The following is a 22,596-nucleotide window of genomic DNA, read 5'->3' on the forward strand; positions in this document are numbered from 1 at the left end:
ATGGCATAAGGAGGAATGATGGCAACGCTGAAGCAGGTTGTGGATGTGCTGGAAACGTTGTATCCGCTTCGCTATGCGGAGCAGTGGGATGAGCCTGGTCTTATCGTGGGTGATTTGCGTCAGCCTGTGCGCGGTATCGCTTTTGCGGCTGATCCCTCTATGGCGGTGGTTGATCAGGCGATTGCCGGTGGTATTGATTTGCTGGTTTGCCATCATCCGTTGTTCTTCCGTTCCGTTCATGCGGTGTCGGGATTGGGTTTCCGTGGTGAGATTGTGCGTAAGCTCAATCTTGCCGGATGTGCGTTGTGGGTGGGGCATACGAATGCCGATGCGGCGTATCGTGGCGTCGGCATGGCTGCGGCTGACATGTTCGGTTTGGTGGATCAGCGTCCGCTGGTGCCCATCGATGATCCGGATGCCGAGCATCCGGTCGGTTTGGGGCGTGTGGGGCGTCTTGCCGAACCTGTGGCGTTGCGTGATTTCGCCAGTCGAGTAGCTGGCGCGCTGCCGTACACCGAGCTTGGCGTGCAGGTTTGCGGCGATCTGGACGTTCCGGTCAGCACGGTGGCGGTGCTTCCGGGTTCCGGTGATTCCTTGTTCGATGAGGTGCGTGCGGCCGGTGCCGACGTGTATGTGACCAGTGATCTGCGGCATCATCCGGTGACGGACGCCATAGAGCAGGCCCGCTATGAGGCTTCCATGCGTGCTTCCGGCGTTGCCATGGGCCATGGTGACGGGCGTGTGCGTCCGGCGTTCGTCAACACTCCGCACAGCGCTATCGAATCCATGTGGTTCCAGTATGCGATGGAAGACGTTCCCCATGCGGTTGCGGAAGCGACCGGCGACATTCCTGCCGTGCGTTGGATTTCCATGAATACCGATCCATGGAATATGGTATTTCCTTCGAGCGGGCAGGAACGGTGACGCGTCATGTGTGACGAGGCGGTAGACGGAACTCAGGTGGACGTATTGCTGGATGAATCCAGCGATGGCGTGGACATGTCCGGTATGGTCACGGTGCTTGACAGCAGGCACGTGTATCAGGGTGCGATTTTCGGCGTCGACGACCTGCGGATCGCATTGCCGATGCGTGACGGAGGACAAACGGTGATTCGCCGTCAGGTGATGCGTCATGCGCCTTGCGTGGTCATGCTGGTGCATGATTGCGCGAATGACCTGTATCTGATCGAACGGGAATACCGTATCGGCTGCGACGCCTTCGCCTACGGTCTGCCGGCTGGACTCATCGACGGGGGAGAGGACGTGGAGGAGGCCGCGCTGCGGGAGCTTCGTGAGGAAACCGGTGTGGAGCCCGCCGGGCGTGACGGTGTCGAATTCGACCATGTGGGGCAGTTTTACTCGTCCGAAGGCATGACCGACGAGCTTGCCAACATCATGGTGCTTCACCTGCATGCATGGCATCCCGTCGAACGTCATTTCGACGGCGATGAGCACGTCGAATCGGCGTGGGTCTCCTGGCAGCGGCTGCGCGGCACCCGTATTACGGCCTCCAATTCCATGATCGCTATTCTTCACGAGCAAATTCGACGAAACCGGCAAAATACAGGCAAGAGTTCTTTCGAATCGTAAAAATAATCGCCGAACAACACGAAATTGCGATTTGGGGGCTGAAACGTGAGATACTTGAATCATGCAAATCAGACCCGGATCGATGTATCCACTCGGCGCAAGCTATGACGGCGCCGGCGTGAATTTTGCCCTCTTTTCCCAAGTGGCACAAAAAGTCGAGCTTTGCCTTTTCGATGAGGAAGACAACGAAACTCGAATCGAAATGACCGAGCAGAACTCTTATGTCTGGCACAACTATCTGCCCGGAATCCAACCGGGGCAACGTTACGGCTATCGCGTGTACGGGCCATACGACCCGACGCAAGGCCTGCGCTGCAACCCGAACAAACTGCTGCTTGACCCCTACGCTAAAGCCATCGAAGGCAACATCGACGGCGATGAGAGCCTCTACTCGTACTGGTTCAGAAGCCCCGATGACGTTACCAGCATGAACACGCTCGACTCGGCCGCCCATACCATGAAAGCGGCCGTGGTGAACCCCTATTTCGACTGGGGCAACGACCAGCATCCGAACATCTCATATCACGATTCCGTGATTTACGAAGCCCACGTACGCGGCATGACCAACCTCAACATGGACGTGCCACCGGACATTCGCGGAACCTATGCGGGTCTGGCGTACCCCTCGGTAATCGAATACCTGAAGAAGCTGGGCGTCACGGCCATCGAGCTCATGCCCATCCACCAGTTCGTCAATGACAGCTTCCTTCAGGAAAAAGGCCTGAGCAACTACTGGGGATACAACACCATCGGCTTCTTCGCCCCGCACAACGCGTATTCCAGCTCCGGACAGCGCGGCGAACAGGTCAACGAATTCAAATCCATGGTCAAGGCATACCATCATGCCGGCATGGAAGTCATCCTCGACGTGGTGTACAACCACACCGCCGAAGGCAACAACCGTGGACCGACCCTCAGCTTCAAGGGCATCGACAACGGCGCCTACTACCGTCTGGTCGACAACGACCGCAGACACTACTTCGACACCACAGGCACCGGCAACTCGCTGCTGATGCGCTCGCCGCACGCCCTGCAGCTCATCACCGACAGCCTGCGCTACTGGGTCACCGAAATGCACGTCGACGGATTCCGATTCGATCTTGCCGCCACATTGGCCCGTCAGTTCCAGGAAGTCGACAAACTGTCGGCCTTCTTCGACATCGTCGAACAGGATCCGGTGATCTCCCGCGTCAAGCTGATCGCGGAACCGTGGGATCTCGGCTCTGGCGGCTATCAGGTGGGCGGCTTCCCGTCCAGCTGGTCCGAATGGAACGGCCGCTACCGCGATTGCGTGCGCGACTTCTGGCGCTCGCAGCCGTCCACGTTGCCGGAATTCGCCAGCCGATTCATGGGCAGTTCCGACCTGTATCAGGTCAATGGCCGCCGACCGGTCGCATCCGTGAACTTCATCACCGCGCACGACGGCTTCACCATGAACGATCTGGTGAGCTACAACGAGAAGCATAATGAGGCCAACGGCGAAGGCAATCGCGACGGCGAAAGCAACAACCGTTCTTGGAACTGCGGTGTCGAAGGTCCTACGACCATCAAGGATGTTAACGAGCTTCGTCAACAGCAGATGCGCAACATGTTCGCCACGTTGCTGCTCAGCCAAGGCATTCCGATGATCTGCGGCGGCGACGAAGTGGCGCGCACCCAGCAGGGCAATAACAACGCCTACTGCCAGGACAATGCGATCTCCTGGACGAACTGGGATCTGGACGAGGATCAAAAGGACCTGCTCGAATTCGTATCGAAGCTGATCCATTTGAGGCTTGAGCATCCTGTGCTGCATCGCCGCCGCTTCTTCTCCGGTCGCGAGCAGGGAGACGACAGCACTGCGATTCCGCAGGTCGAATGGATGGATCATACCGGCTCCATTATGGATATGGACGACTGGTCAAACACACACGCCTTCACTGTGATGATCTATCTGAACGGTTCCGATATTCCGGAAACCGACTGGTACGGCAATCAGATGGTCGACAATGATTTCATTCTGATTTTCAACGCGCATTACGAGCCGATCATGTTCACCCTGCCCGATGAGCAATATGGCAAGAAATGGCGCTTAATTGTCGACACGCATAATCCAAAGGGGCCAGAACTCAATTATGAGGCCGGTTTTGCGATTACTGCGCAATCAAGAAGCTTCCTGCTGTTGATGAGCGACAAGAAGCCGTCCAACAAGCACTACAACTTCTGACGGCGCACTCGCGTTATGCCGTCAGAATCTAGTGGGGTGGAGTCGTCGCCAATGCGATGGCTCCACCCCACTGGTATGTATATGTTGAAATCCGGCGGTTGCCGGTCAGCCTTGCATCAGACTTGTGCGGCGAGCCTCGAAACTGTGTCGGGAACAGTTTCGCTGACTTCCGCAAGATCCTCGACGGAGCGTGGTCTCTCAGATTGCGCCAGTATCAGCTGCGTCTGCACGCGATCCGCTTCGATGGCGGCGATTTGACGCGAGAAAATGATGAACCAGCCAAGGAACATCATGCCGGCCAACGCCTCCACATTCGTCAGCGTGTTATGCCCGCTCAGCCATTGGAATCCGGCATAAGCCCCAATCGCAATCGCAAGATCGGAAACCACGTATACGACCTTTGAGAGTTGCGGGGCAAGCCAAGGCAGGGCAATCATCAGCACGCTCATCAAACATGGTAGGCCGCGGGCGAACACGTTGTGCAAAATCGGATGCGGCGTGTAACGGAACATGCCGATACCTACGAAAGCGATGCCGGCCAACGTCAACATGATTGACAGCAGCAGAATCCTCGTACGAAAATGCTTCGGCGTCTCATTGATGGCATTGGAATCCAGATACTGCAATTGCAGACGATACGTGGTGATGAGCTCGGAAACGGCGAAATAGCTGATGATCACAATGCAGATGCCCGCGAGCGTCAGCGTCGAATTGAACATACGCGCGGCGAACGTCGTACGGTCGCCCAATTGAGAGAAATTATTGTTGTACCAGTACGGATCGTCGGACGTCAATCCTGCGATACTCACGCCAGACACCACGAAAAACGGCAGTAGGGAAGCGATCGTTTTGGCATTCATAAGTTCCGCCTGCACGAAAGTGATATAGCCTACAACGCCTGCGATGGCCGCGCATAGGATCGGCAGATAGCCTTTCAGCGTGCGGATGCCCATCATGTTGTTGACGATGGACAACATCATGAACGATGTGACGAAAATGGTCGAAGCATACACCATGGAAAGCGCGAGGATCTCGAAAATACGACGGACCGGAATAGCCCAACCATGTTTGAGTGTCAGCGAACGTGATTTTCGTGCGTAACCCAAACTGAATGAAACGACTCCGCATCCTGCCACGATTCCCGCGCAGACGGTGAACAGACGCTGCGTGACACGCCAGATGGCCGGGGCGAACTGCATGTATGCGTTCATGGCGAACCAGGCGATAACGGCGCATGTCACAAAGGAGATGATGCCTGACGATTCGGCCTGCTGGTGACGTCCCATGCCGTTCTCCCTTCCGAAATGCTATTGTAAGCCTGTCGTTGTCCAACCATACGCTATAATAGAAACTCGTGTTCACTTGATGCGATTCCGTGAGGCGGATTCGCGGGGTGTGAACGTGAACGGGCTGTAGCGCAGTTTGGTAGCGCGTCTGCTTTGGGAGCAGAATGTCGCAGGTTCAAATCCTGTCAGCCCGACCAAAACCGTTGGAAACAAAGGTGTTTCAGACGGTTTGAAAAACCTTTTCCGGTTTCGGTACAAAACGGTATAAACATGGCAACGCAGAAAAACCTCGTGACCTTTTGCGATGTTCACATGGTTTCGTCCGTCTGGGTTTTCAAACGGAAATGGTATGGACGGAGTCCAATTGCCGAGATCGAGCAAGATACGCACGCTACATGGCGAGATTGAAGCGTTGTTTTCCTCGGGTTTTGGATACGATAAGCCCTATGAACGCATCTCAAGAGAATCTTTGGCCGGCGCCGTTTGCCGGCAAGACGCTCGACGCCACCGTTGTGGTGCCGGGCAGCAAATCCCTGTCGAACCGCTATCTCATTCTTGCGGCTCTCGGGCATCGTCCCGTGCGACTGGTCGGCCTGTTGCGTTCGCGCGACACCGAGCTGATGATGGACGCATTGCGCGCGTTGGGAGTGCGCTGCGAAATCGATGAGCAGGTCGACACCACGGTTACGGTGGTGCCGCCATCCGACGGCCGGTTCCACGGTGGTACGAAGGTGTTCTGCGGTCTTGCGGGAACAGTGATGCGCTTTGTGCCTGGTCTTGCCATGTTCGCGGATGGTCCTGTGGATTTCGACGGTGACGAGCAGGCGTACGCGCGTCCGATGAAGCCCGTGTTGGACGGTCTTGAACAGTTGGGGGCATGTATCGAATACCACGGCGAGGAAGGGCGCCTGCCATTTACAATCACTCCACCTCAAACGGTGAGCCAGCGCGTCAAGCCGAGCGTAGTCAGCATTGATTCTTCGGGATCCTCGCAGTTTATTTCGGGACTATTGCTCATCGGCTCTCGAGTGCCAGGCGGTTTGGAACTGCATCACACGGGGGAGAAGACGCCGAGTTTGCCTCATATTCGCATGACCGTGGCCGATCTGCAAGGTTCCGGCGTGCGTGCCAACGCAGACGAACACGCCCGCGTATGGACCGTGCAGCCGGGAGCCGTGCAGTTGCCCGAAACCGTGACGGTCGAGCCTGACCTGTCGAATGCCGCCCCGTTCCTCGGCGCCGCGCTGATCGCCGGAGGAACCGTGCGCGTGCCTCATTGGCCGGAATCCACCACGCAACCCGGAGGCCTGCTTCCCGGATACTTGGAACGTATGGGTGCTGAAATCAGCTTCCCCGTGATCGACGGCGTCCGGTACTGCGAAGTGACCGGCGACGGTCGTGTCAGCGGCCTAGGTGATTTCGACCTGACGGCGGCAGGTGAGATCGCGCCATCATTGGCCGCGATCCAGGTCTTCGCCGATGCTCCTACGCGCATGCTGGGCATCGGTCATCTGCGTGGCCATGAGACGAACCGTTTGGAAGCATTGGTCAACGAGATCACCAGAGTCGGGGGTGATGCCCGTGAGCTTCCCGACGGGCTGGAGATCGCGCCAGTGCCGGCAATGAATCTCAAGCCGGCTGAAATGGAAACCTATGCGGACCATCGCATGGCGACGTTCGCTGCGATGCTGGGGCTGAAAATCAACGGCATTCTAATCAAGAACATCGCCACCACTGCGAAAACGCTTCCTGATTTCGCAAACATGTGGACCAACATGCTGGCCTAGCAATGATTGTCCAGGATAATCCGCAAATAATATTGAAAACGGTATGAAAATGTCCTTCCTCCGCAAAAACGGAGGAAGGACATTCTACGTTTGCACAGGATCGTAATCATTCTGCGGATGTCGCTATGTCAAGCCACGATGGTTCTTAGCTTTCCTGACACGGCTTGGCCTTGTCCGGCCCAACATGGCAAAGGTAGTGGCGCTCGCAAACGTCATAATGCCTACGAAAAACACGGAACCAATGGAAACCTGACACCGTACGTAAAGAGGTAAGCAGCGACGAGGCATCCGACACCTTGAGAGGTGTTATCTGGCTCGAGCCTAGAAGGCGGAAAGCATGATGAAGCCCCCGGAAGTTTCGCACTTTCGGGGGCTTCATCATATTGATTGCGATTTTGCGTTCAGTAACGAATCAGCTTGGAATCACTCCCACTCGATGGTTGCCGGCGGCTTGGAGGTGCAGTCGAGCACCACACGGTTGATCTGACGGCATTCATTGGTGATACGCGTCGAAATCGTGGCAAGCACATCGTACGGAATGCGAGACCAGTCTGCGGTCATGGCGTCTTCGGAGGAAACCGGACGCAACACGATTGGCGAACCATACGTGCGCTCGTCGCCCTGCACACCCACGGAATGCACATCGGCAAGGAGCACGACCGGGCACTGCCAGATATCGCGGTCAAGACCAGCCTTGGAAAGCTCCTCGCGAGCGATGGCGTCGGCCTCGCGAAGTAGATCCAGACGTTCCTTGGTGATCTCGCCGATGATGCGGATGCCGAGGCCCGGGCCAGGGAACGGCTGACGCCAGACGATTTCGTCCGGCAATCCAAGCTCGGTACCGATGGCACGAACCTCATCCTTGAACAAGGTACGCAGTGGCTCGACGAGCTGGAACTTGATGTCGTCCGGCAGGCCACCCACATTGTGGTGCGACTTGATGTTGGCTGCGCCGTCGCCACCGCCGGATTCCACAACATCCGGGTAGAGGGTGCCCTGAACGAGGAACTTGACTTCCTTGCCGGAAGCACCCGCCTCTTCGATGACCTGGCGCTGAGCCTTCTCGAACGTGCGAATGAACTTTTCGCCGATGATCTTACGCTTCTTCTCCGGCTCGCTCACACCCTTCAGGGCGGTGAGGAAGTCTTCGGAGGCGTCCACGGCGATGAGCTTGATGCCGGTCGCCTCGACGAAATCATGCTTGACCTGTTCTGCCTCGCCCTTGCGCAGCAGACCGTGGTCCACGAACACGCAGGTGAGCTGGTCGCCGATGGCCTTGTGCACGAGAGCCGCCGCGACCGCGGAATCAACGCCGCCGGACAGGCCGCAAATCACCTGTGCGTCGCCGACCTTCTCGCGGATCTTCGCGACCTGATCCTCGATGATGCTGGAGGCATCCCAGTTGTTGCCGAGCCCTGCGCACTTGTGCAGGAAGGTCTCGATGAGCTGCTGGCCCATCGGGGTGTGCTTGACTTCAGGATGCCACTGCACGCCGTACAGTTTGCGGGATTCGTCCTGCATGGCGGCAACGGGCGCGCCCTCGGTATGCGCCAGCACTTCAAAGCCCTCCGGCGCGGTCTTGACGGCCACGCCATGGCTCATCCACGTGTTCTGATCGGCGGGGGAGCCGTCGAGCAGGCCTTCCGACTTGTCGATGAAGGTCTCGGTCTTGCCATATTCGCCAAGGGCGGCCTTGTCGACATTCGCGCCCAAGGCATAGGCCATGGCCTGGAAGCCGTAGCAGATGCCCAGTACGGGAACGCCGGCCTCGAACAGTTTCTTGTCCACACGCGGCGCGCCCGGTTCGAACACCGAAGCCGGACCACCGGAAAGGATGATGGCCTGCGGATCCTTGGCCAGCATCTCGTCGACCGGCATGGAATGCGGCACAAGCTCCGAATAAACATTGGCTTCACGCACGCGACGTGCGATCAGCTGGGCGTACTGGGCTCCGAAATCAACAACGAGCACAGGACCTGCAGCCATAACACTCTCCCTTTTGATATGAGGTATGAAGAAGCAACAATACTAACTGTTCTATTGTGGCGACGCGAGCAGACATTGGAAACGCTGTGAACAGAAAGTGAACAAACCTCACAATTGCTTACTACGCATGGTTCAACACGCCGCATGCAAGTATTGCAAAACGAACGTGAAAAAGGTGCGAAGGTAGCTCAATATCGTTGATATTGAGCCGTTTATCAATCTTTTTGATACCATGTGAAGTATTCACAAATCTCCCGATAAAAGTTCTCATTTTCTAACAGAAACGACACACTTGCGCACACAGTCGCAAAAAAACAGCAAAAAGTCGCACCTCGCTCGTAATATGCTCAAGTGATTGGGAATGAATCGTTCCGCGGAACCGCAAGGTTTTGCGAGATTCAGGACCGAATGAAAATAAACAATCGCACAACACAGTGCAGGAGTACAGGAGTACACATGACGAGTCCTGTTATTGGCACCCCTTGGAAGAAGCTGAACGCTCCGGTTTCCGAGGAAGCTATCGAAGGCGTGGATAAGTACTGGCGTGCAGCCAACTACCTCTCCATCGGCCAGATCTATCTGCGTAGCAACCCGCTGATGAAGGAGCCTTTCACCCGCGAAGACGTCAAGCACCGTCTGGTCGGTCACTGGGGCACCACCCCGGGCCTGAACTTCCTCATCGGCCACATCAACCGTCTCATCGCTGATCACCAGCAGAACACTGTGATCATCATGGGCCCGGGCCACGGCGGCCCGGCTGGTACCGCTCAGTCCTACCTGGACGGCACCTACACTGAGACCTTCCCGAAGATCACCAAGGACGAAGCTGGTCTGCAGAAGTTCTTCCGCCAGTTCTCCTACCCGGGCGGCATCCCGTCCCACTACGCTCCGGAGACTCCGGGCTCCATCCACGAAGGTGGCGAGCTGGGTTACGCCCTGTCTCACGCCTACGGTGCTGTGATGAACAACCCGAGCCTGTTCGTTCCGGCCATCGTCGGCGACGGCGAAGCTGAGACCGGCCCGCTGGCCACCGGCTGGCAGTCCAACAAGCTCGTCAACCCGCGCACCGACGGTATCGTGCTGCCGATCCTGCACCTCAACGGCTACAAGATCGCCAACCCGACCATCCTGTCCCGCATCTCCGACGAAGAGCTCCACGAGTTCTTCCACGGCATGGGCTATGAGCCGTACGAGTTCGTCGCTGGCTTCGACAACGAGGATCACCTGTCGATCCACCGTCGTTTCGCCGAGCTGTTCGAGACCGTCTTCGACGAGATCTGCGACATCAAGGCCGCAGCCCAGACCGACGACATGACTCGTCCGTTCTACCCGATGATCATCTTCCGCACCCCGAAGGGCTGGACCTGCCCGAAGTTCATCGACGGCAAGAAGACCGAAGGCTCCTGGCGTTCCCACCAGGTCCCGCTGGCTTCCGCCCGCGATACCGAGGCTCACTTCGAAGTCCTCAAGAACTGGCTCGAGTCCTACAAGCCGGAAGAACTGTTCGACGAGAACGGTGCCGTGAAGCCGGAAGTCACCGCCTTCATGCCGACCGGCGAACTGCGCATCGGTGCCAACCCGAATGCCAACGGTGGTGTGATCCGCGAAGAGCTAAACCTGCCGGCCCTCGAAGACTACGAGGTCAAGGAAGTCGCCGAGTACGGCCACGGCTGGGGCCAGCTCGAAGCCACCCGTCGTCTGGGCGTCTACACTCGCGACATCATCAAGAACAACCCGGACTCCTTCCGCATCTTCGGACCGGACGAGACCGCTTCCAACCGTCTGCAGGCCGCTTACGACGTCACCAACAAGCAGTGGGACGCCGGCTACCTGTCCTCCCAGGTTGACGAGCACATGGCTGTCACCGGCCAGGTCACTGAGCAGCTCTCCGAGCACCAGATGGAAGGCTTCCTCGAGGCCTACCTGCTCACCGGCCGTCACGGCATCTGGAGCTCCTACGAGTCCTTCGTGCACGTGATCGACTCCATGCTGAACCAGCACGCCAAGTGGCTCGAGGCTACCGTCCGCGAGATCCCGTGGCGCAAGCCGATCTCCTCCATGAACCTGCTCGTCTCCTCCCACGTGTGGCGTCAGGATCACAACGGCTTCTCCCACCAGGATCCGGGTGTCACCTCCGTCCTGCTGAACAAGTGCTTCAACAACGATCACGTGATCGGCATCTACTTCCCGGTGGATTCCAACATGCTGCTCGCTGTGGCTGAGAAGTGCTACAAGTCCACCAACATGATCAACGCGATCATTGCTGGTAAGCAGCCGGCCGCTACCTGGCTGACCCTGGACGAAGCTCGCGCTGAGCTCGAGAAGGGCGCTGCCGAGTGGGAGTGGGCTTCCACCGCCAAGTCCAACGACGAAGCCCAGATCGTGCTCGCCTCCGCTGGCGACGTTCCGGCTCAGGAGATCATGGCTGCTGCCGACAAGCTCAACGAGCTCGGCATCAAGTTCAAGGTCGTCAACGTTGTGGATCTGGTCAAGCTGCAGTCCACCAAGGAGAACGATCAGGCTATCTCCGACGCTGACTTCGCTGACCTGTTCACCGAAGACAAGCCGGTCCTGTTCGCTTACCACTCCTACGCTCGCGACGTGCGTGGTCTGATCTACGATCGCCCGAACCACGACAACTTCAACGTCCACGGCTACGAGGAGCAGGGCTCCACCACCACCCCGTACGACATGGTTCGCGTGAACAACATCGACCGCTACGAGCTCGTTGCCGAAGCTCTGCGCATGATCGATGCTGACAAGTACGCCGACAAGATCAACGAGCTCGAAGCCTTCCGTCAGGAAGCCTTCCAGTTCGCAGTCGACAACGGCTACGATCACCCGGATTACACCGATTGGGTCTACTCCGGCGTCAACACCACCAAGCAGGGTGCTGTCTCCGCTACCGCCGCAACCGCTGGCGATAACGAGTGAGTCTAGCCTCTATAGGCTGATCGCTTGAAGAAAACCCCAGAGGATTCGTCCTCTGGGGTTTTCTGTTTACTCTTCACCGTCTGTTCGCAACACCGTTTCATGAGATGCGTGTCTGTTACCGTTCACGCATTACAATGGCACATGGTGCGAAACAGCGCAGTCACACACCTTAAAAACAACGAATAGGAGCAGACATCGTGAGTCTAACCAGCGTCACCATTATCAGCCCTGAAGCAGCAAACGGCCGCAACGTCGTGGCCCTTGGCGTCACCAAGGCATTCGCAGCTGCCAAGAAGACGGCCGTGTTCCGTCCGGCGGTTTGTCGCAAGGAAACCTTCACCGACGTTCTTCTTGAAGCAAGCAACTCGGGGCTGAGCCGTGAACAATCCGTCGGTGTTTGCCCGAAGCGTGCACGCACCGACAAGGAAGGTTCCCGGGCCGATATCGTGGCCGCCTACACGGAAGCCATCGAAACCGCCCAGCCTGAAGCCGTGGTTGTTGTCGGAACGGACAAATCCGCCATCAACGACCCGTCCATCTTTGCGTTCAATGCTGACGTAGCCGCTGATCTTAAGTCTGTCGTGCTTCTTGCCGTATGCACCATCAACCGCACTCCGGAACAGGTCCTGGGCACTGTCGAGGCGTCGAAGACCATCATCGAGAATGCAGGCAGCAAGGTCGCCGGCGTGTTCATCACCGGATGCAAAGACGAACAGGTGGAACCTCTCAAGGAGGAGTTCGCAGCTTACGAGGTGCCGGTGTGGACGTTACCCGCCGTTGATTTTGACGAGGAAGACGCCGTGACCAAAGCCACGGAGGCATTCGAGGCGAATGTCAACGCCGAAGAGCTTATCGCCGCTGTTGAGGCTCCATTCGAGGCGCCGACCACGCCATACGCATTCCAGTACAGTCTGCTGGGCAAGGCCAAGGCGGACAAGAGAACCATCGTGCTTCCGGAAGGATCCGAAGACCGCATCATCAAGGCGGCCGACTATCTGCTTGAGCGTGATATCGTCGATCTGATCATCGTCGGAGACAGGGAAGGCATTCTCGCCCGCGGCGAGGAGCTTGGTCTCAAATTCCTTGAAAAGGCGCAGTTCCAGGCCAAGGATGACGAGGAAGTGCTCGCTCCGATGGTCGCCAAGCTGTGCGAACTGCGCGCCAAGAAGGGCATGACCGAGGAACAGGCTCGCAAGCAGCTCGCCGACGACAGCTACTTCGGTACCATGCTTGTGGTGCTCGGCAAGGCTGACGGTCTGGTTTCCGGATCCATCAACTCCACGGCCAACACCGTACGCCCGGCCCTGCAGGTCATTAAGACCAAGCCGGGATCCTCCCTCGTGTCCGGTGCGTTTCTCATGTGCTTCAAGGACCATGTCGCAGTGTTCTCCGATTGCGCCATCAACCTGAACCCGTCCGCTGAGCAGCTTGCGGAAATCGCCATCCAGTCCGCCGAAACGGCAAAGGCGTTCGGCCTCGATCCGAAGGTCGGCATGCTGTCTTATTCCACGCTGGGATCCGGCAAGGGACCGGACGTCGATCTCGTGGAGGAAGCAACCGCACTCGTGAAGGAGAAGGCTCCGGACCTCGCGGTCGTCGGTTCCATCCAGTTCGACGCGGCTTGGTCGCCGACCGTTGCAGCCACCAAGGCCAAGGGCAACGATGTGGCTGGCCATGTCAATGTGTTCGTGTTTCCGGATCTGTGCGCGGGCAACATCGGGTACAAGGCCGTCCAGCGTTCCTCCGGCGCAGTGGCCGTCGGTCCGGTGCTGCAGGGACTGAACCGACCGGTCAACGACCTGAGCCGAGGCGCAACCGTGCAGGACATCATCAACACGGTTGCCCTGACCGCCATCGAAGCCCAGTAAAACGCTATTTTGTAGCAAGCAAAGAGTAATCTAAAGTTTGGAAAGTCGCGCAAGCGGCACATCGATTAACACATGGAGGATGCCCACAATGGCGAAAACCGTCCTTGTCATCAATTCCGGTTCCAGCTCTATCAAGTATCAGCTGGTTGATCTTGAAACCGGTGAAGGTATTGCTTCCGGCCTGGTCGAGAAGATCGGCGAGCCGGTTGACGGCCACTACAAGCACGAGTTCAACGGCGAGAAGCATGAGCTGGAAGAGCCGATCCACGACCACGAGCAGGGTCTGAAGCGCGTGCTCGGCTTCTTCAACGAGTTCGGTCCGAAGCTGGACGAGGCCGGCATCGTGGCTGTTGGTCACCGCGTGGTGCAGGGTGGTTCCATCTTCCCGAACCCGGCTCTGGTCACCGACAAGACCATCAACCAGGTCAAGGACCTCGCCGTGCTCGCGCCGCTGCACAACGGTCCGGAAGCCAAGGGTGCTGAAGTCATGCGCGCGCTCCTGCCGGACGTCCCGCAGATCTTCGTGTTCGATTCCTCCTTCTTCTTCCAGCTGCCGAAGGCCGCAAGCACCTACGCGCTGAACAAGGAAATCGCCGACCAGTACCACATCCGCCGTTACGGCGCCCATGGCACCTCCCACGAGTTCATCTCCTCCGTGGTGCCGAGCGTCATCGGTAAGCCGGCTGAAGGCCTCAAGCAGATCGTGCTGCATATCGGCAACGGCGCTTCCGCCTCCGCCGAAGTTTCCGGCAAGCCGGTCGAGACCTCCATGGGCCTGACTCCGCTCGAAGGCCTCATGATGGGTGGCCGTACCGGCGATATCGATCCGGCCGTCGTCTTCCACCTGATCCGCAACGCCCACATGAACGTGGACGAGCTCGACGCTCTGTTCAACAAGCGTTCCGGCATGATGGGCATGACCGGCTTCGGCGACCTCCGTGAGGTTCACCGTCTGGTCGCCGAAGGCAACGAGGACGCCAAGCTGGCTCTCGACGTCTACGTACACCGCATCGTCGGCTACATCGGCAACTACACCGCTCAGATGGGCGGCGTAGACGTGATCACCTTCACCGCAGGCGTCGGCGAGAACGATGACGTGGTCCGCAAGATGGTGTGCGACAAGCTCGCCCCGTTCGGCGTCAAGCTGGACGAAGAGAAGAACGCCACCCGTTCCAAGGAACCGCGCATCATCTCCACCCCGGATTCCAAGATCACCATCTGCGTCATTCCGACCAACGAGGAGCTGGCAATCGCCCGCAAGTCCGCGGCAATCGCAGAAGCAGGCGAAGACACTTACGGCAACGTCTTCTCCAAGTGAGCGAGGAGATCCCGCAGTCAAATGATTGACGGGACCGTATGAAGAGGACCATACGTTCCATTGGAATCAAATCCAATGCCAATGGGACGTACGGTCCTTTCTTTTTCGAATAATCCTTATGTTTCACCGCTTTTAAGGTTTCGATCGCCGAACGTTTCCAATCGTCCCAGACAACATCTTTCCATATCCGTTCATGATCCGCATAATGGGGGAGGGGCTGGTAGTACGATACGAAACGTTGTGCCTAACGCGCATACGTCGCATGTTGAGAGAAGCGGTTGATTGTTGTGGTAAGACGTCGTTTTGTCGGTCTGAATGGCCTCAAGGGCATCGCCTTGATCGCGATAGTGTTGTATCACTGCGACCAGGGCACTCTGCGGGGCGGATTCCTAGGTGTTGACATATTCTTCACCATTTCAGGTTTTCTGATTTTCTCGTCGTTGCTGAATCATATTGATTCCGGCAAGGGAATAGGTTTCAAGGAATATTACCTCAAGCGTCTGCGCAGAATATACCCGGCGTTGATTCTGATGATTCCCGTCACCGTATCGTTGGCATGGTTCATCAACCAAGACATGTTGGTGGACATTAACAACCAGATAGTGACGGCTATGCTGGGTTGTTACAACTGGTATGCCATCGGCAGTGGCGCCAGCTATTTCTCGCAGATGAATCCAGACATGTTCCGTCATCTGTGGTTCATGTCGGTGCTGATGCAGTTCTATCTGTTGGCTCCTTTGCTGATCTACCTGCTTCGAAAAATTCTGGTACGTTGGGTGCCGGTGGCGGTACTTGCCGGACTTGCCGTGTGCAGTGCGCTTTCCATGGGATTGCGGTATCACCCGGGAACCGATCCAACCAGAGTGTATTTCGGTTCGGACACACATGCCATGGGACTTTGGCTAGGTGCCATGCTGGCATGGCTGCTGATGATCATACGGCGTGGCAACGGTCGTCCGGAAGAAACGGCGATCATGGAACGCGCTCGTCTGGTCTGGAGCAAGATCGGCCCTGCGGCGGCTTTTGTGGCATTACTGATTCTGTTATGGATGATGCAGCACGTTGAGCAGGGTCCTGCTGCCTTCTATGGAGGGATTTTCGCGGCTTCGCTACTTTCAGTGGTTCTGGTCGCCGGTTCCATTCCTTTCGGATCTTGGATGCAGGATCTGCTGGTGTTCAAACCATTTGATGTGGCCGGCCGATATTCATACGGCATTTACCTGTGGCATTGGCCTTTATGGTTGTTCACCAAGGCGATGTTCCCCCAGTGGGGTGCTCGGCATCTGGGATGGATGCTGCTAATCACACTCGCTCTTACCGCATGTTGTACCGCCATGTCGTGGAAGTTGGTAGAACAGCCCGTCGCCCGTGGCGGATTTATCGCCATGATTCGCCCGCTGCCAGAAAACGGAATGTGGGATGTAACCAGATGCTGGATTACGATCGCCGTGGTATTGAGTACATGCTTGATGTCCGGATACGCGGTAGCCAACGCACCAAAGCAGACCAGTGTGGAACGCGCGTTGGAAGAGAATGCGAAAATGCTGAAAGAGCAGCAGGGCATGCACCTCGACTTCGATAGGAAGCATCCGCCAGCGCCCAAGAAACCCGCATACACCATGCCTGACGGGCAGCAGATGGTCGCATTCGGTGACTCGGTGATGCTTGCCTCCAGTAAAGGTTTGCAATCCGTTTTTCCCGGAATCACTGTTGATGCGGAAACCTCACGTTCGATGACCAAGGCATTGGGACTTATAGACCAAGCCAAAAGCCAGCCGGAAGGATTGCGCCAATGGGTGCTGGTCGGCTTGGCTACGAATTCAGCGGTGACCGATGGCCAACTCAATGACATACTGAACGACATTGGACCGGATCATGTGCTTGTGCTGATTAATGCGCATGCCCCCGTGTCTTGGGTCCCCGGAACGAACGACGCGTTGAGCAACTTCGCGGCCGCCCATTCCGACAACGTTGTTCTCGTTGACTGGGACGCTACGATTTCGGCGCATCCTGATGAGCTTGCCGGAGATGGTATTCACCCTGGCATGTCCAATACGCTGTACGCCCAGGCTGTCAAGGATGCGATTGCGAACTGGATCAAGCAAGGGCACTGAAACATCCTTCTTGCGAATCGCGGCAAAGCAGTTTTGCGATGAATATGAGGAATCCCCCTGACTCGTTTGAGCAGGGGGTCCTCATAACCTTTTAGGATCTGAACGGACTCAGTCTTCCTGATGCTGCGGAGCCGACAGAAAATGCTCTTCACTCGGCAGCAGAGCATTCAACAGCACGGCCACAACGAACGCCACGGCGATGCAATTGGATGCGAAGATGGACTGGAACAGCGGCGGGAAGTTGACGAAAATGTCGCCGACCTGCGTGAAACCGATACCGATGGTGAGACTCAACGCCGCAATGGTGATGTTGCGCTGCGTATAGCCGGCCTCGGAAATCATCTGGAAGCCAGACAGGATGATGTTACCGAACATCATGATGGTGCAGCCACCAAGCACGGCCTGCGGCAGGGAATTGAACACTTCCGCCACGGCAGGCACGAAGCTGGCTATCACCAGAATCAGACCACCGGAAAGAATCACCTTACGGTTGACGACCTTGGTCATGGCGACCAAGCCGATATTCTGTGCGAACGACGTCAACGGCAAGCAGCCGAACAGGCCGGAGACGGAGGAGATGAGACCGTCGCCTGCAATGGCGCCCGCAGTCTCCTTATCGGTAGGCTGACGGTCGAGACCAACCTTGGTGAGCGCAGCGGTATCACCCAGCACCTCAACGGAAGACACGACATACAGCAGGGCGAAGGAGATGATCGCGCCCGGATCGAATTCAAGCTGGAACGGCATGAAATGCGGCACGGACACAACCTGCAGATTCGCGAAACCAGAGAAATCGACCTTGCCCATGAAAATCGCGACAACATAGCCGACAACCAAGCCGAACAGCACGGAAAGCTGCTTGGCAGTACCCTTCATCAGCAGCTGGAACGCCAAGCAGGCGACCAGCGAAATCAGACCGAGCGTGAGATTCTGCCAGCTTCCGAAATCCTCAGCGCCGGAACCGCCGCCGAAACTGGTGGCACCAACGGAAAGCAGTGAGAAACCAATCGACGTAACCACAATCGCGGATACGATCGGCGGCACGAAGCGACGCCAATACTTGGCCGTCAAACCAAGCGCAACCTCCAACAGGCCACCAAGCACAACCGCGCCGGCGACCGCGCCGTAGCCTTGGTTCTGGGCGATCGACATGGCAGCAGCCACATAGGTGAAGGAAATGCCAGTGACCATCGGCAGGCGGGAGCCGATCAGCCACACGCCATACAGCTGAAGGCAGGTGCCCAGACCTGCCACCAGCAGACCGGCCTGAATAATCGTGGCAGACTGCTCGGCACTCATGTTGGCGGCGGAAGCCACCAAGAAAATCGGAGCCAGATTGGCCACGAACATCGCCATGACATGCTGCAGGCCGAACGGGATGCCCTTCCAGAACGAAACAGGCGCGTCCAAGCTGCTAAGCGCTTCAAAGGAAACGCCCTTCTTCTCGTTCGTGTTGTCTTTCTTCTTCTCTTCTCTCACAATGAATCCTCTCTCATTCATGCTGTGATGAGTAACAGGTTGTAATGGTTTCTGATGCGCGCCCGTGAGATGCGACGATCAGGAGCGGAATTCGATGGTACCGGTTTCCGGATCCATCGACTCCACGATTGCCAGGGAATCAACGTCGTATCCCGCTGCGCGCAGCTCATCGCCGCCGCCCTGGAAACCCTTCTCCACCGCGATGCCGATGCCCTCGACCGTCGCTCCGGCATCATGGCACAGATTGATCAGGCCCTTCAGAGCCTTGCCGTTGGCCAGGAAGTCATCAAGCAACAGCACATGGTCGCCCTCGTTGAGATACCTCTTGGACACGATGACGGGGAATTCCTTCTGCTTGGTGAAGGAGTAGACGGTGGTGGTGTACTGGTCGCCATCGAGATTGATGGACTGCGCCTTCTTGGCGAACACCACAGGCGCATTGCCGAAATGACGCGCGGCAACACAGGCGATACCAATGCCGGAAGCTTCAATGGTCAGGATCTTGTTGATGGTTTTACCGGCAAAATGTTCCGCCCAAGCGGCACCCATGTGGTCGAACAATTCGACATCGCACTGGTGGTTGAGGAAAGCATCCACTTTCAGCACATTACCTGGCTTGACGGTACCCTGCAGGCGAATGCGCTCTTCGAGCTCCTTCATGAATCCCCTTAGATTGTTGGCCTCATAAGGCGGCGTTGATGTTGACATACGGTGAACCGCATATAAACGTTCAGCATACGCGCGTCAATTGACCATGCGAGTGTTGCGCTGACCTGCATGTGTGATAGACATGAATTTCGCAGTAATCGACTTCGAATCTTCATGGAAAGAGGAACCGGTGGAGCAGAATATGGGACCAGTCCTGTGCGATCCGCAAAGTCTGATCAAGGACCTCAATCCGCAGCAAATGGAAGCGGTGAAGTACTACGGACAAGCCCTGCTCATCGGAGCTGGTGCCGGATCCGGTAAGACCCGCGTGCTCACCAGACGCATCGCATGGCTGCTGGCACATGGTTTTTGGGCGAGCAGCATTCTCGCCATCACCTTTACGAACAAGGCCGCGGCCGAAATGCGCGAACGCCTTGCGTCCCTCGTAGGGCCTGAAGCCGAACACATGTGGATCTCCACCTTCCATTCCGCGTGCGTGCGCATCCTCCGACGTGACGGCAAGGAAATCGGTCTTACCTCAGGATTTTCCATTTATGACACGGCTGATTGCGAACGCTTGGTCAAGCTCATCAGCGGCGATTTGAACATCGATACGAAGCGGTATACGCCGCGCATGCTATTGGGCAAGATCTCGGATTGCAAGAATTCGTTGATTTCATGGCAGGACCAGCTGAAAAGCGTGAACTGCGACTACAAGCCCGGCCAGCGCGGATATCAGGTTTCGGCCGGCGACGTCGACGAGCTGGTCGCCGTGATGTATGCGGAGTACCAGTACCGTCTGGCCATGGCGAATGCCGTGGATTTTGACGATCTGATCATGCGCACCGTCGAATTGTTCCAGCGTTGCCCACAGGTGAGCGAATATTACCGGCATAAGTTCCGTTATATTTTCGTGGACGAGTATCAGGACACCAACCATGCGCAATATGTGCTCGTACGTGAGCTTTCCGGCATTGATTCGGGAGAACAGCCCGATCCACATATGCGAGGGGCAGGCCGTGTCGGACCGTCTTGGATTACGGTGGTGGGCGATTCCGACCAGTCGATTTATGCGTTCCGAGGCGCGGATATTCGTAATATTCAGGATTTCGAGCAGGATTTCCCTAACGCGAAAACCATCATGCTCGAACAGAATTATCGTTCGACGCAGACCATTCTCGACGCAGCCAATGCGGTGATCGCAAGAAATGAAAATCGTAAGCCGAAAAAACTGTGGACGGCACTTGGCGAAGGCGACAAAATCGTCGGATACGCGGCCGACAACGCGCAACAGGAAGCCGGATGGATCGCCAACGAAATCGCACGAATCCACAACGAGGAAGGCGTGGCGTATCGCGACATCGCCATCATGTATCGAGCCAACGCGCAATCACGCTCGCTCGAAGAGGCCATGATCAATGCCAACCTGCCGTATCAGCTCGTCGGCGGCACCAAATTCTACGAACGCAGGGAAATCAAGGATGCGCTCGCGTATTTGCAGGCCATCGTGAATCCTGCGGACAATGTGAACGTTCGACGTATCCTCAATGTGCCGAAGCGCGGACTGGGCGTTCGTGCGGAAGGACTCGTTGCCTCGTATGCTGATGCCCATGGCACCACTTTTTTCGAAGCGATCGAACATATGGAACAGATCGAAGGCATGTCCACGCGCACGACGAAACCGTTGAGTGCGTTCCGAGACATGATGCATGAGCTTGCGGCTTTTGCGAAGGACCATGACACGAAGCCATCCGAAGTGGTTGCCGAAGTGCTTGCCAAGAGTGGGATTTTGGAAGAGCTGCAGCGCTCCGAGGATCCGCAGGACGCTTCCCGCGTCGATAATCTTTCCCAGCTGCAATCAGTGGCGGCGGAATTCGAGCAGAACACGCCAGACGCCACATTGGCGGGATTTTTGGAAACCACCGCGTTGGTGGCCGATTCCGACCAATTGCCAGGGGAGAACGAAGATTTCGGCAAGGTGACGATGATGACCCTGCATACCGCAAAGGGTCTGGAATACCCGTATGTGTTCCTGACCGGCATGGAGCAAGGCACATTCCCACACCAGCGTGCCATGGAAGACACCAGCGAACTGGCAGAGGAGCGCCGTCTCGCCTACGTGGGCATCACTCGCGCGAAGCGACGCCTGTATGTGACACGCGCGGCCGTACGCGCGCAATGGGGGCAAGCCAGCGACATGATGCCCAGTCAGTTCCTCGATGAGATTCCAGACGAACTGATTGATTGGAAAAGACGCGAAGCCGGCGCCGAACGCATGCGTGCCAGCTGGCAGGATGACGACGACGAGTTCGGCGGCTGGGACGATGATGACGATTTCGGATCGATGTCATTCGGCGGTTCCTCGTATGGAAAGTCGGATTATGGTTCCTCATACGGTTCCGGCTCGCGGTGGTCTCGTTCCTCATACGGATCGTCTTCATATGGGGCAGGGCGCTCGCAGTACGGCGGCCCGGCTACGCAGGGCTCATCATCCTCGTATGGTTCCACATCCCGGCGCTCGTGCGGAGGATCGGGAACCGGTTCCTCATACGGCTCGTATGGTTCGTATGGCTCCGGCAAGTCAGGAGGGAAATCGGGCAAGGTCACCACGCGACGTGTCAAGCCGAAAAACAAGCCTGTGGATTTAACCAAATCCTCATCCGCAAGCCCGGCCGGTAGCCATAATGATCTGAACATTGCAGACGTGCATGTCGGCGACAAGCTTACGCATGATCATTTCGGGTTGGGTACGGTCATTGAAACGCAGGACAAGGGCATGAATTCGGTCATTACCGTTGATTTTGGCAATGGTGAGGTCAAGCGTCTGCTGTTGCGTATGGCACCCATTGAAATGCTATGACGGAGATGAAGAACGGATGAAATCTCCTCTGTAGCACGAAAAGGAGGAAAAAACAAGACTTTCTTTTTCAAAAAGACCCTGCAATAATCGGCGGTGTTTGTCTTTTTTTGAGAGGAAGCTATGAATAAGAAACTGTACGCAGGCATTTCGCAGATCGTGCTCGGCATCTTGATCGCCATCGCGCCGCAGACCTTCGCTCACGTATGCGCGGTCAAAGAAACGCCGATGGCATGTCATTACACGGCTCAGGCCGCGCTCGGCATCGGCATCGTGATCGTGGCGCTTGGCATTGTCGGCCTGTTCGTATCCGATCAGACCCGCGCCGGTCTTGACCTCGCCAATGCGGTGCTCGGCGTGCTGACCATCGCCGTGCCGACCGTGCTCATCGGCGTGTGCAAGGGTGCCATGATGCGCTGCCATATGGTCACCTTGCCGACGCTGATCGTGCTCGGCGTGCTGCTGGCTGTACTTGCGGCAATCGCAGCATATCTCGATCTCAAGCCGGCGAAGCGCGCCTGAC

Annotated in this window: 14 protein-coding genes and 1 tRNA gene; 11 read left to right on the forward strand and 4 right to left on the reverse strand. The window is 57.0% G+C overall.

Annotation, left to right across the window (positions count from 1 at the left end; all coding sequences use genetic code 11):
- Nucleotides 1–18 precede the first annotated feature (18 nt).
- The 3 genes from KSY55_RS02835 (at nt 19) to glgX (ending at nt 3,796) form a co-directional block, all read left to right on the forward strand.
- Complete coding sequence (locus KSY55_RS02835) at nt 19–924, forward strand: Nif3-like dinuclear metal center hexameric protein (RefSeq protein WP_065437868.1); 906 nt, start codon at nt 19–21, stop codon at nt 922–924.
- A gap of 6 nt (nt 925–930) precedes the next feature.
- The gene (locus KSY55_RS02840) at nt 931–1,590 is read left to right on the forward strand and encodes an NUDIX hydrolase (protein ID WP_004221623.1); all 660 of its coding nucleotides are present in this window, start codon (nt 931–933) and stop codon (nt 1,588–1,590) included.
- Between the two features lie 61 nt (nt 1,591–1,651).
- A complete protein-coding gene (glgX, locus tag KSY55_RS02845; protein ID WP_022245001.1) occupies nt 1,652–3,796 on the forward strand; it encodes a glycogen debranching protein GlgX in 2,145 nt (714 codons plus the stop codon).
- A gap of 116 nt (nt 3,797–3,912) precedes the next feature.
- Here the strand turns inward: glgX and KSY55_RS02850 are convergent, their stop codons facing one another.
- Nucleotides 3,913–5,082, reverse strand: a complete 1,170-nt coding sequence (locus tag KSY55_RS02850; RefSeq protein WP_117656393.1) for an ABC transporter permease — start codon at nt 5,080–5,082, stop codon at nt 3,913–3,915.
- A gap of 120 nt (nt 5,083–5,202) precedes the next feature.
- Here KSY55_RS02850 and KSY55_RS02855 point away from each other — a divergent pair.
- Nucleotides 5,203–5,279, forward strand: a tRNA-Pro gene (locus KSY55_RS02855).
- Between the two features lie 249 nt (nt 5,280–5,528).
- Nucleotides 5,529–6,869 (forward strand): 3-phosphoshikimate 1-carboxyvinyltransferase, encoded by a 1,341-nt coding sequence (aroA, locus tag KSY55_RS02860; protein ID WP_217749543.1) that lies wholly within the window; start codon nt 5,529–5,531, stop codon nt 6,867–6,869.
- Between the two features lie 423 nt (nt 6,870–7,292).
- Here aroA and guaA read toward each other — a convergent pair whose 3' ends face one another.
- Nucleotides 7,293–8,855, reverse strand: a complete 1,563-nt coding sequence (gene guaA, locus KSY55_RS02865) for a glutamine-hydrolyzing GMP synthase (RefSeq protein ID WP_004221667.1) — start codon at nt 8,853–8,855, stop codon at nt 7,293–7,295.
- A gap of 456 nt (nt 8,856–9,311) precedes the next feature.
- On the opposite strand from guaA, the gene KSY55_RS02870 reads away from it, so the two are divergent.
- The 4 genes from KSY55_RS02870 to KSY55_RS02885 all read left to right on the forward strand — a co-directional run bounded on the left by KSY55_RS02870 (nt 9,312) and on the right by KSY55_RS02885 (nt 17,089).
- Nucleotides 9,312–11,789, forward strand: coding sequence for a phosphoketolase (locus tag KSY55_RS02870; protein ID WP_034880609.1), 2,478 nt, complete (start codon nt 9,312–9,314; stop codon nt 11,787–11,789).
- Between the two features lie 197 nt (nt 11,790–11,986).
- On the forward strand, nt 11,987–13,657 hold the full coding sequence (gene pta, locus KSY55_RS02875) for a phosphate acetyltransferase (RefSeq protein ID WP_217749542.1): 1,671 nt from the start codon (nt 11,987–11,989) through the stop codon (nt 13,655–13,657).
- 88 nt (nt 13,658–13,745) lie between these two features.
- The gene (locus tag KSY55_RS02880; RefSeq protein ID WP_004221674.1) at nt 13,746–14,975 is read left to right on the forward strand and encodes an acetate/propionate family kinase; all 1,230 of its coding nucleotides are present in this window, start codon (nt 13,746–13,748) and stop codon (nt 14,973–14,975) included.
- A gap of 278 nt (nt 14,976–15,253) precedes the next feature.
- The gene (locus KSY55_RS02885; protein WP_118233315.1) at nt 15,254–17,089 is read left to right on the forward strand and encodes an acyltransferase family protein; all 1,836 of its coding nucleotides are present in this window, start codon (nt 15,254–15,256) and stop codon (nt 17,087–17,089) included.
- Between the two features lie 108 nt (nt 17,090–17,197).
- Here KSY55_RS02885 and KSY55_RS02890 read toward each other — a convergent pair whose 3' ends face one another.
- Together KSY55_RS02890 and KSY55_RS02895 are read right to left on the reverse strand one after the other, a co-directional pair.
- Nucleotides 17,198–18,589 carry a nucleobase:cation symporter-2 family protein gene (locus KSY55_RS02890; RefSeq protein WP_034880605.1) on the reverse strand — a complete coding sequence of 464 codons (1,392 nt, stop codon included), beginning with the start codon at nt 18,587–18,589 and terminating at the stop codon, nt 17,198–17,200.
- A 57-nt stretch (nt 18,590–18,646) separates the two neighbouring features.
- Nucleotides 18,647–19,228: a xanthine phosphoribosyltransferase gene (locus tag KSY55_RS02895; protein ID WP_004221678.1), complete on the reverse strand. Its 582-nt coding sequence runs from the start codon at nt 19,226–19,228 to the stop codon at nt 18,647–18,649.
- A 190-nt stretch (nt 19,229–19,418) separates the two neighbouring features.
- On the opposite strand from KSY55_RS02895, the gene KSY55_RS02900 reads away from it, so the two are divergent.
- Together KSY55_RS02900 and KSY55_RS02905 are read left to right on the forward strand one after the other, a co-directional pair.
- Nucleotides 19,419–22,076: an ATP-dependent helicase gene (locus KSY55_RS02900; protein ID WP_051662164.1), complete on the forward strand. Its 2,658-nt coding sequence runs from the start codon at nt 19,419–19,421 to the stop codon at nt 22,074–22,076.
- 120 nt (nt 22,077–22,196) lie between these two features.
- Nucleotides 22,197–22,595 (forward strand): DUF4418 family protein, encoded by a 399-nt coding sequence (locus tag KSY55_RS02905; protein WP_004221683.1) that lies wholly within the window; start codon nt 22,197–22,199, stop codon nt 22,593–22,595.
- Nucleotide 22,596 lies beyond the last annotated feature (1 nt).

Source organism: Bifidobacterium sp. MSK.13.1 (assembly GCF_019131435.1).
Taxonomy (GTDB): domain Bacteria; phylum Actinomycetota; class Actinomycetes; order Actinomycetales; family Bifidobacteriaceae; genus Bifidobacterium; species Bifidobacterium pseudocatenulatum.

Bases quoted from the DNA above. Each gene is read 5' to 3' on its own strand.
- guaA (WP_004221667.1), bottom strand. From the start codon at position 8,855: ATGGCTGCAGGTCCTGTGCTCGTTGTTGATTTCGGAGCCCAGTACGCC.
- KSY55_RS02850 (WP_117656393.1), bottom strand. From the start codon at position 5,082: ATGGGACGTCACCAGCAGGCCGAATCGTCAGGCATCATCTCCTTTGTG.
- KSY55_RS02905 (WP_004221683.1), top strand. From the start codon at position 22,197: ATGAATAAGAAACTGTACGCAGGCATTTCGCAGATCGTGCTCGGCATC.
- KSY55_RS02880 (WP_004221674.1), top strand. From the start codon at position 13,746: ATGGCGAAAACCGTCCTTGTCATCAATTCCGGTTCCAGCTCTATCAAG.
- KSY55_RS02900 (WP_051662164.1), top strand. From the start codon at position 19,419: ATGGGACCAGTCCTGTGCGATCCGCAAAGTCTGATCAAGGACCTCAAT.
- glgX (WP_022245001.1), top strand. From the start codon at position 1,652: ATGCAAATCAGACCCGGATCGATGTATCCACTCGGCGCAAGCTATGAC.
- KSY55_RS02895 (WP_004221678.1), bottom strand. From the start codon at position 19,228: ATGAAGGAGCTCGAAGAGCGCATTCGCCTGCAGGGTACCGTCAAGCCA.
- KSY55_RS02835 (WP_065437868.1), top strand. From the start codon at position 19: ATGGCAACGCTGAAGCAGGTTGTGGATGTGCTGGAAACGTTGTATCCG.
- KSY55_RS02870 (WP_034880609.1), top strand. From the start codon at position 9,312: ATGACGAGTCCTGTTATTGGCACCCCTTGGAAGAAGCTGAACGCTCCG.
- aroA (WP_217749543.1), top strand. From the start codon at position 5,529: ATGAACGCATCTCAAGAGAATCTTTGGCCGGCGCCGTTTGCCGGCAAG.
- KSY55_RS02890 (WP_034880605.1), bottom strand. From the start codon at position 18,589: ATGAATGAGAGAGGATTCATTGTGAGAGAAGAGAAGAAGAAAGACAAC.
- KSY55_RS02840 (WP_004221623.1), top strand. From the start codon at position 931: ATGTGTGACGAGGCGGTAGACGGAACTCAGGTGGACGTATTGCTGGAT.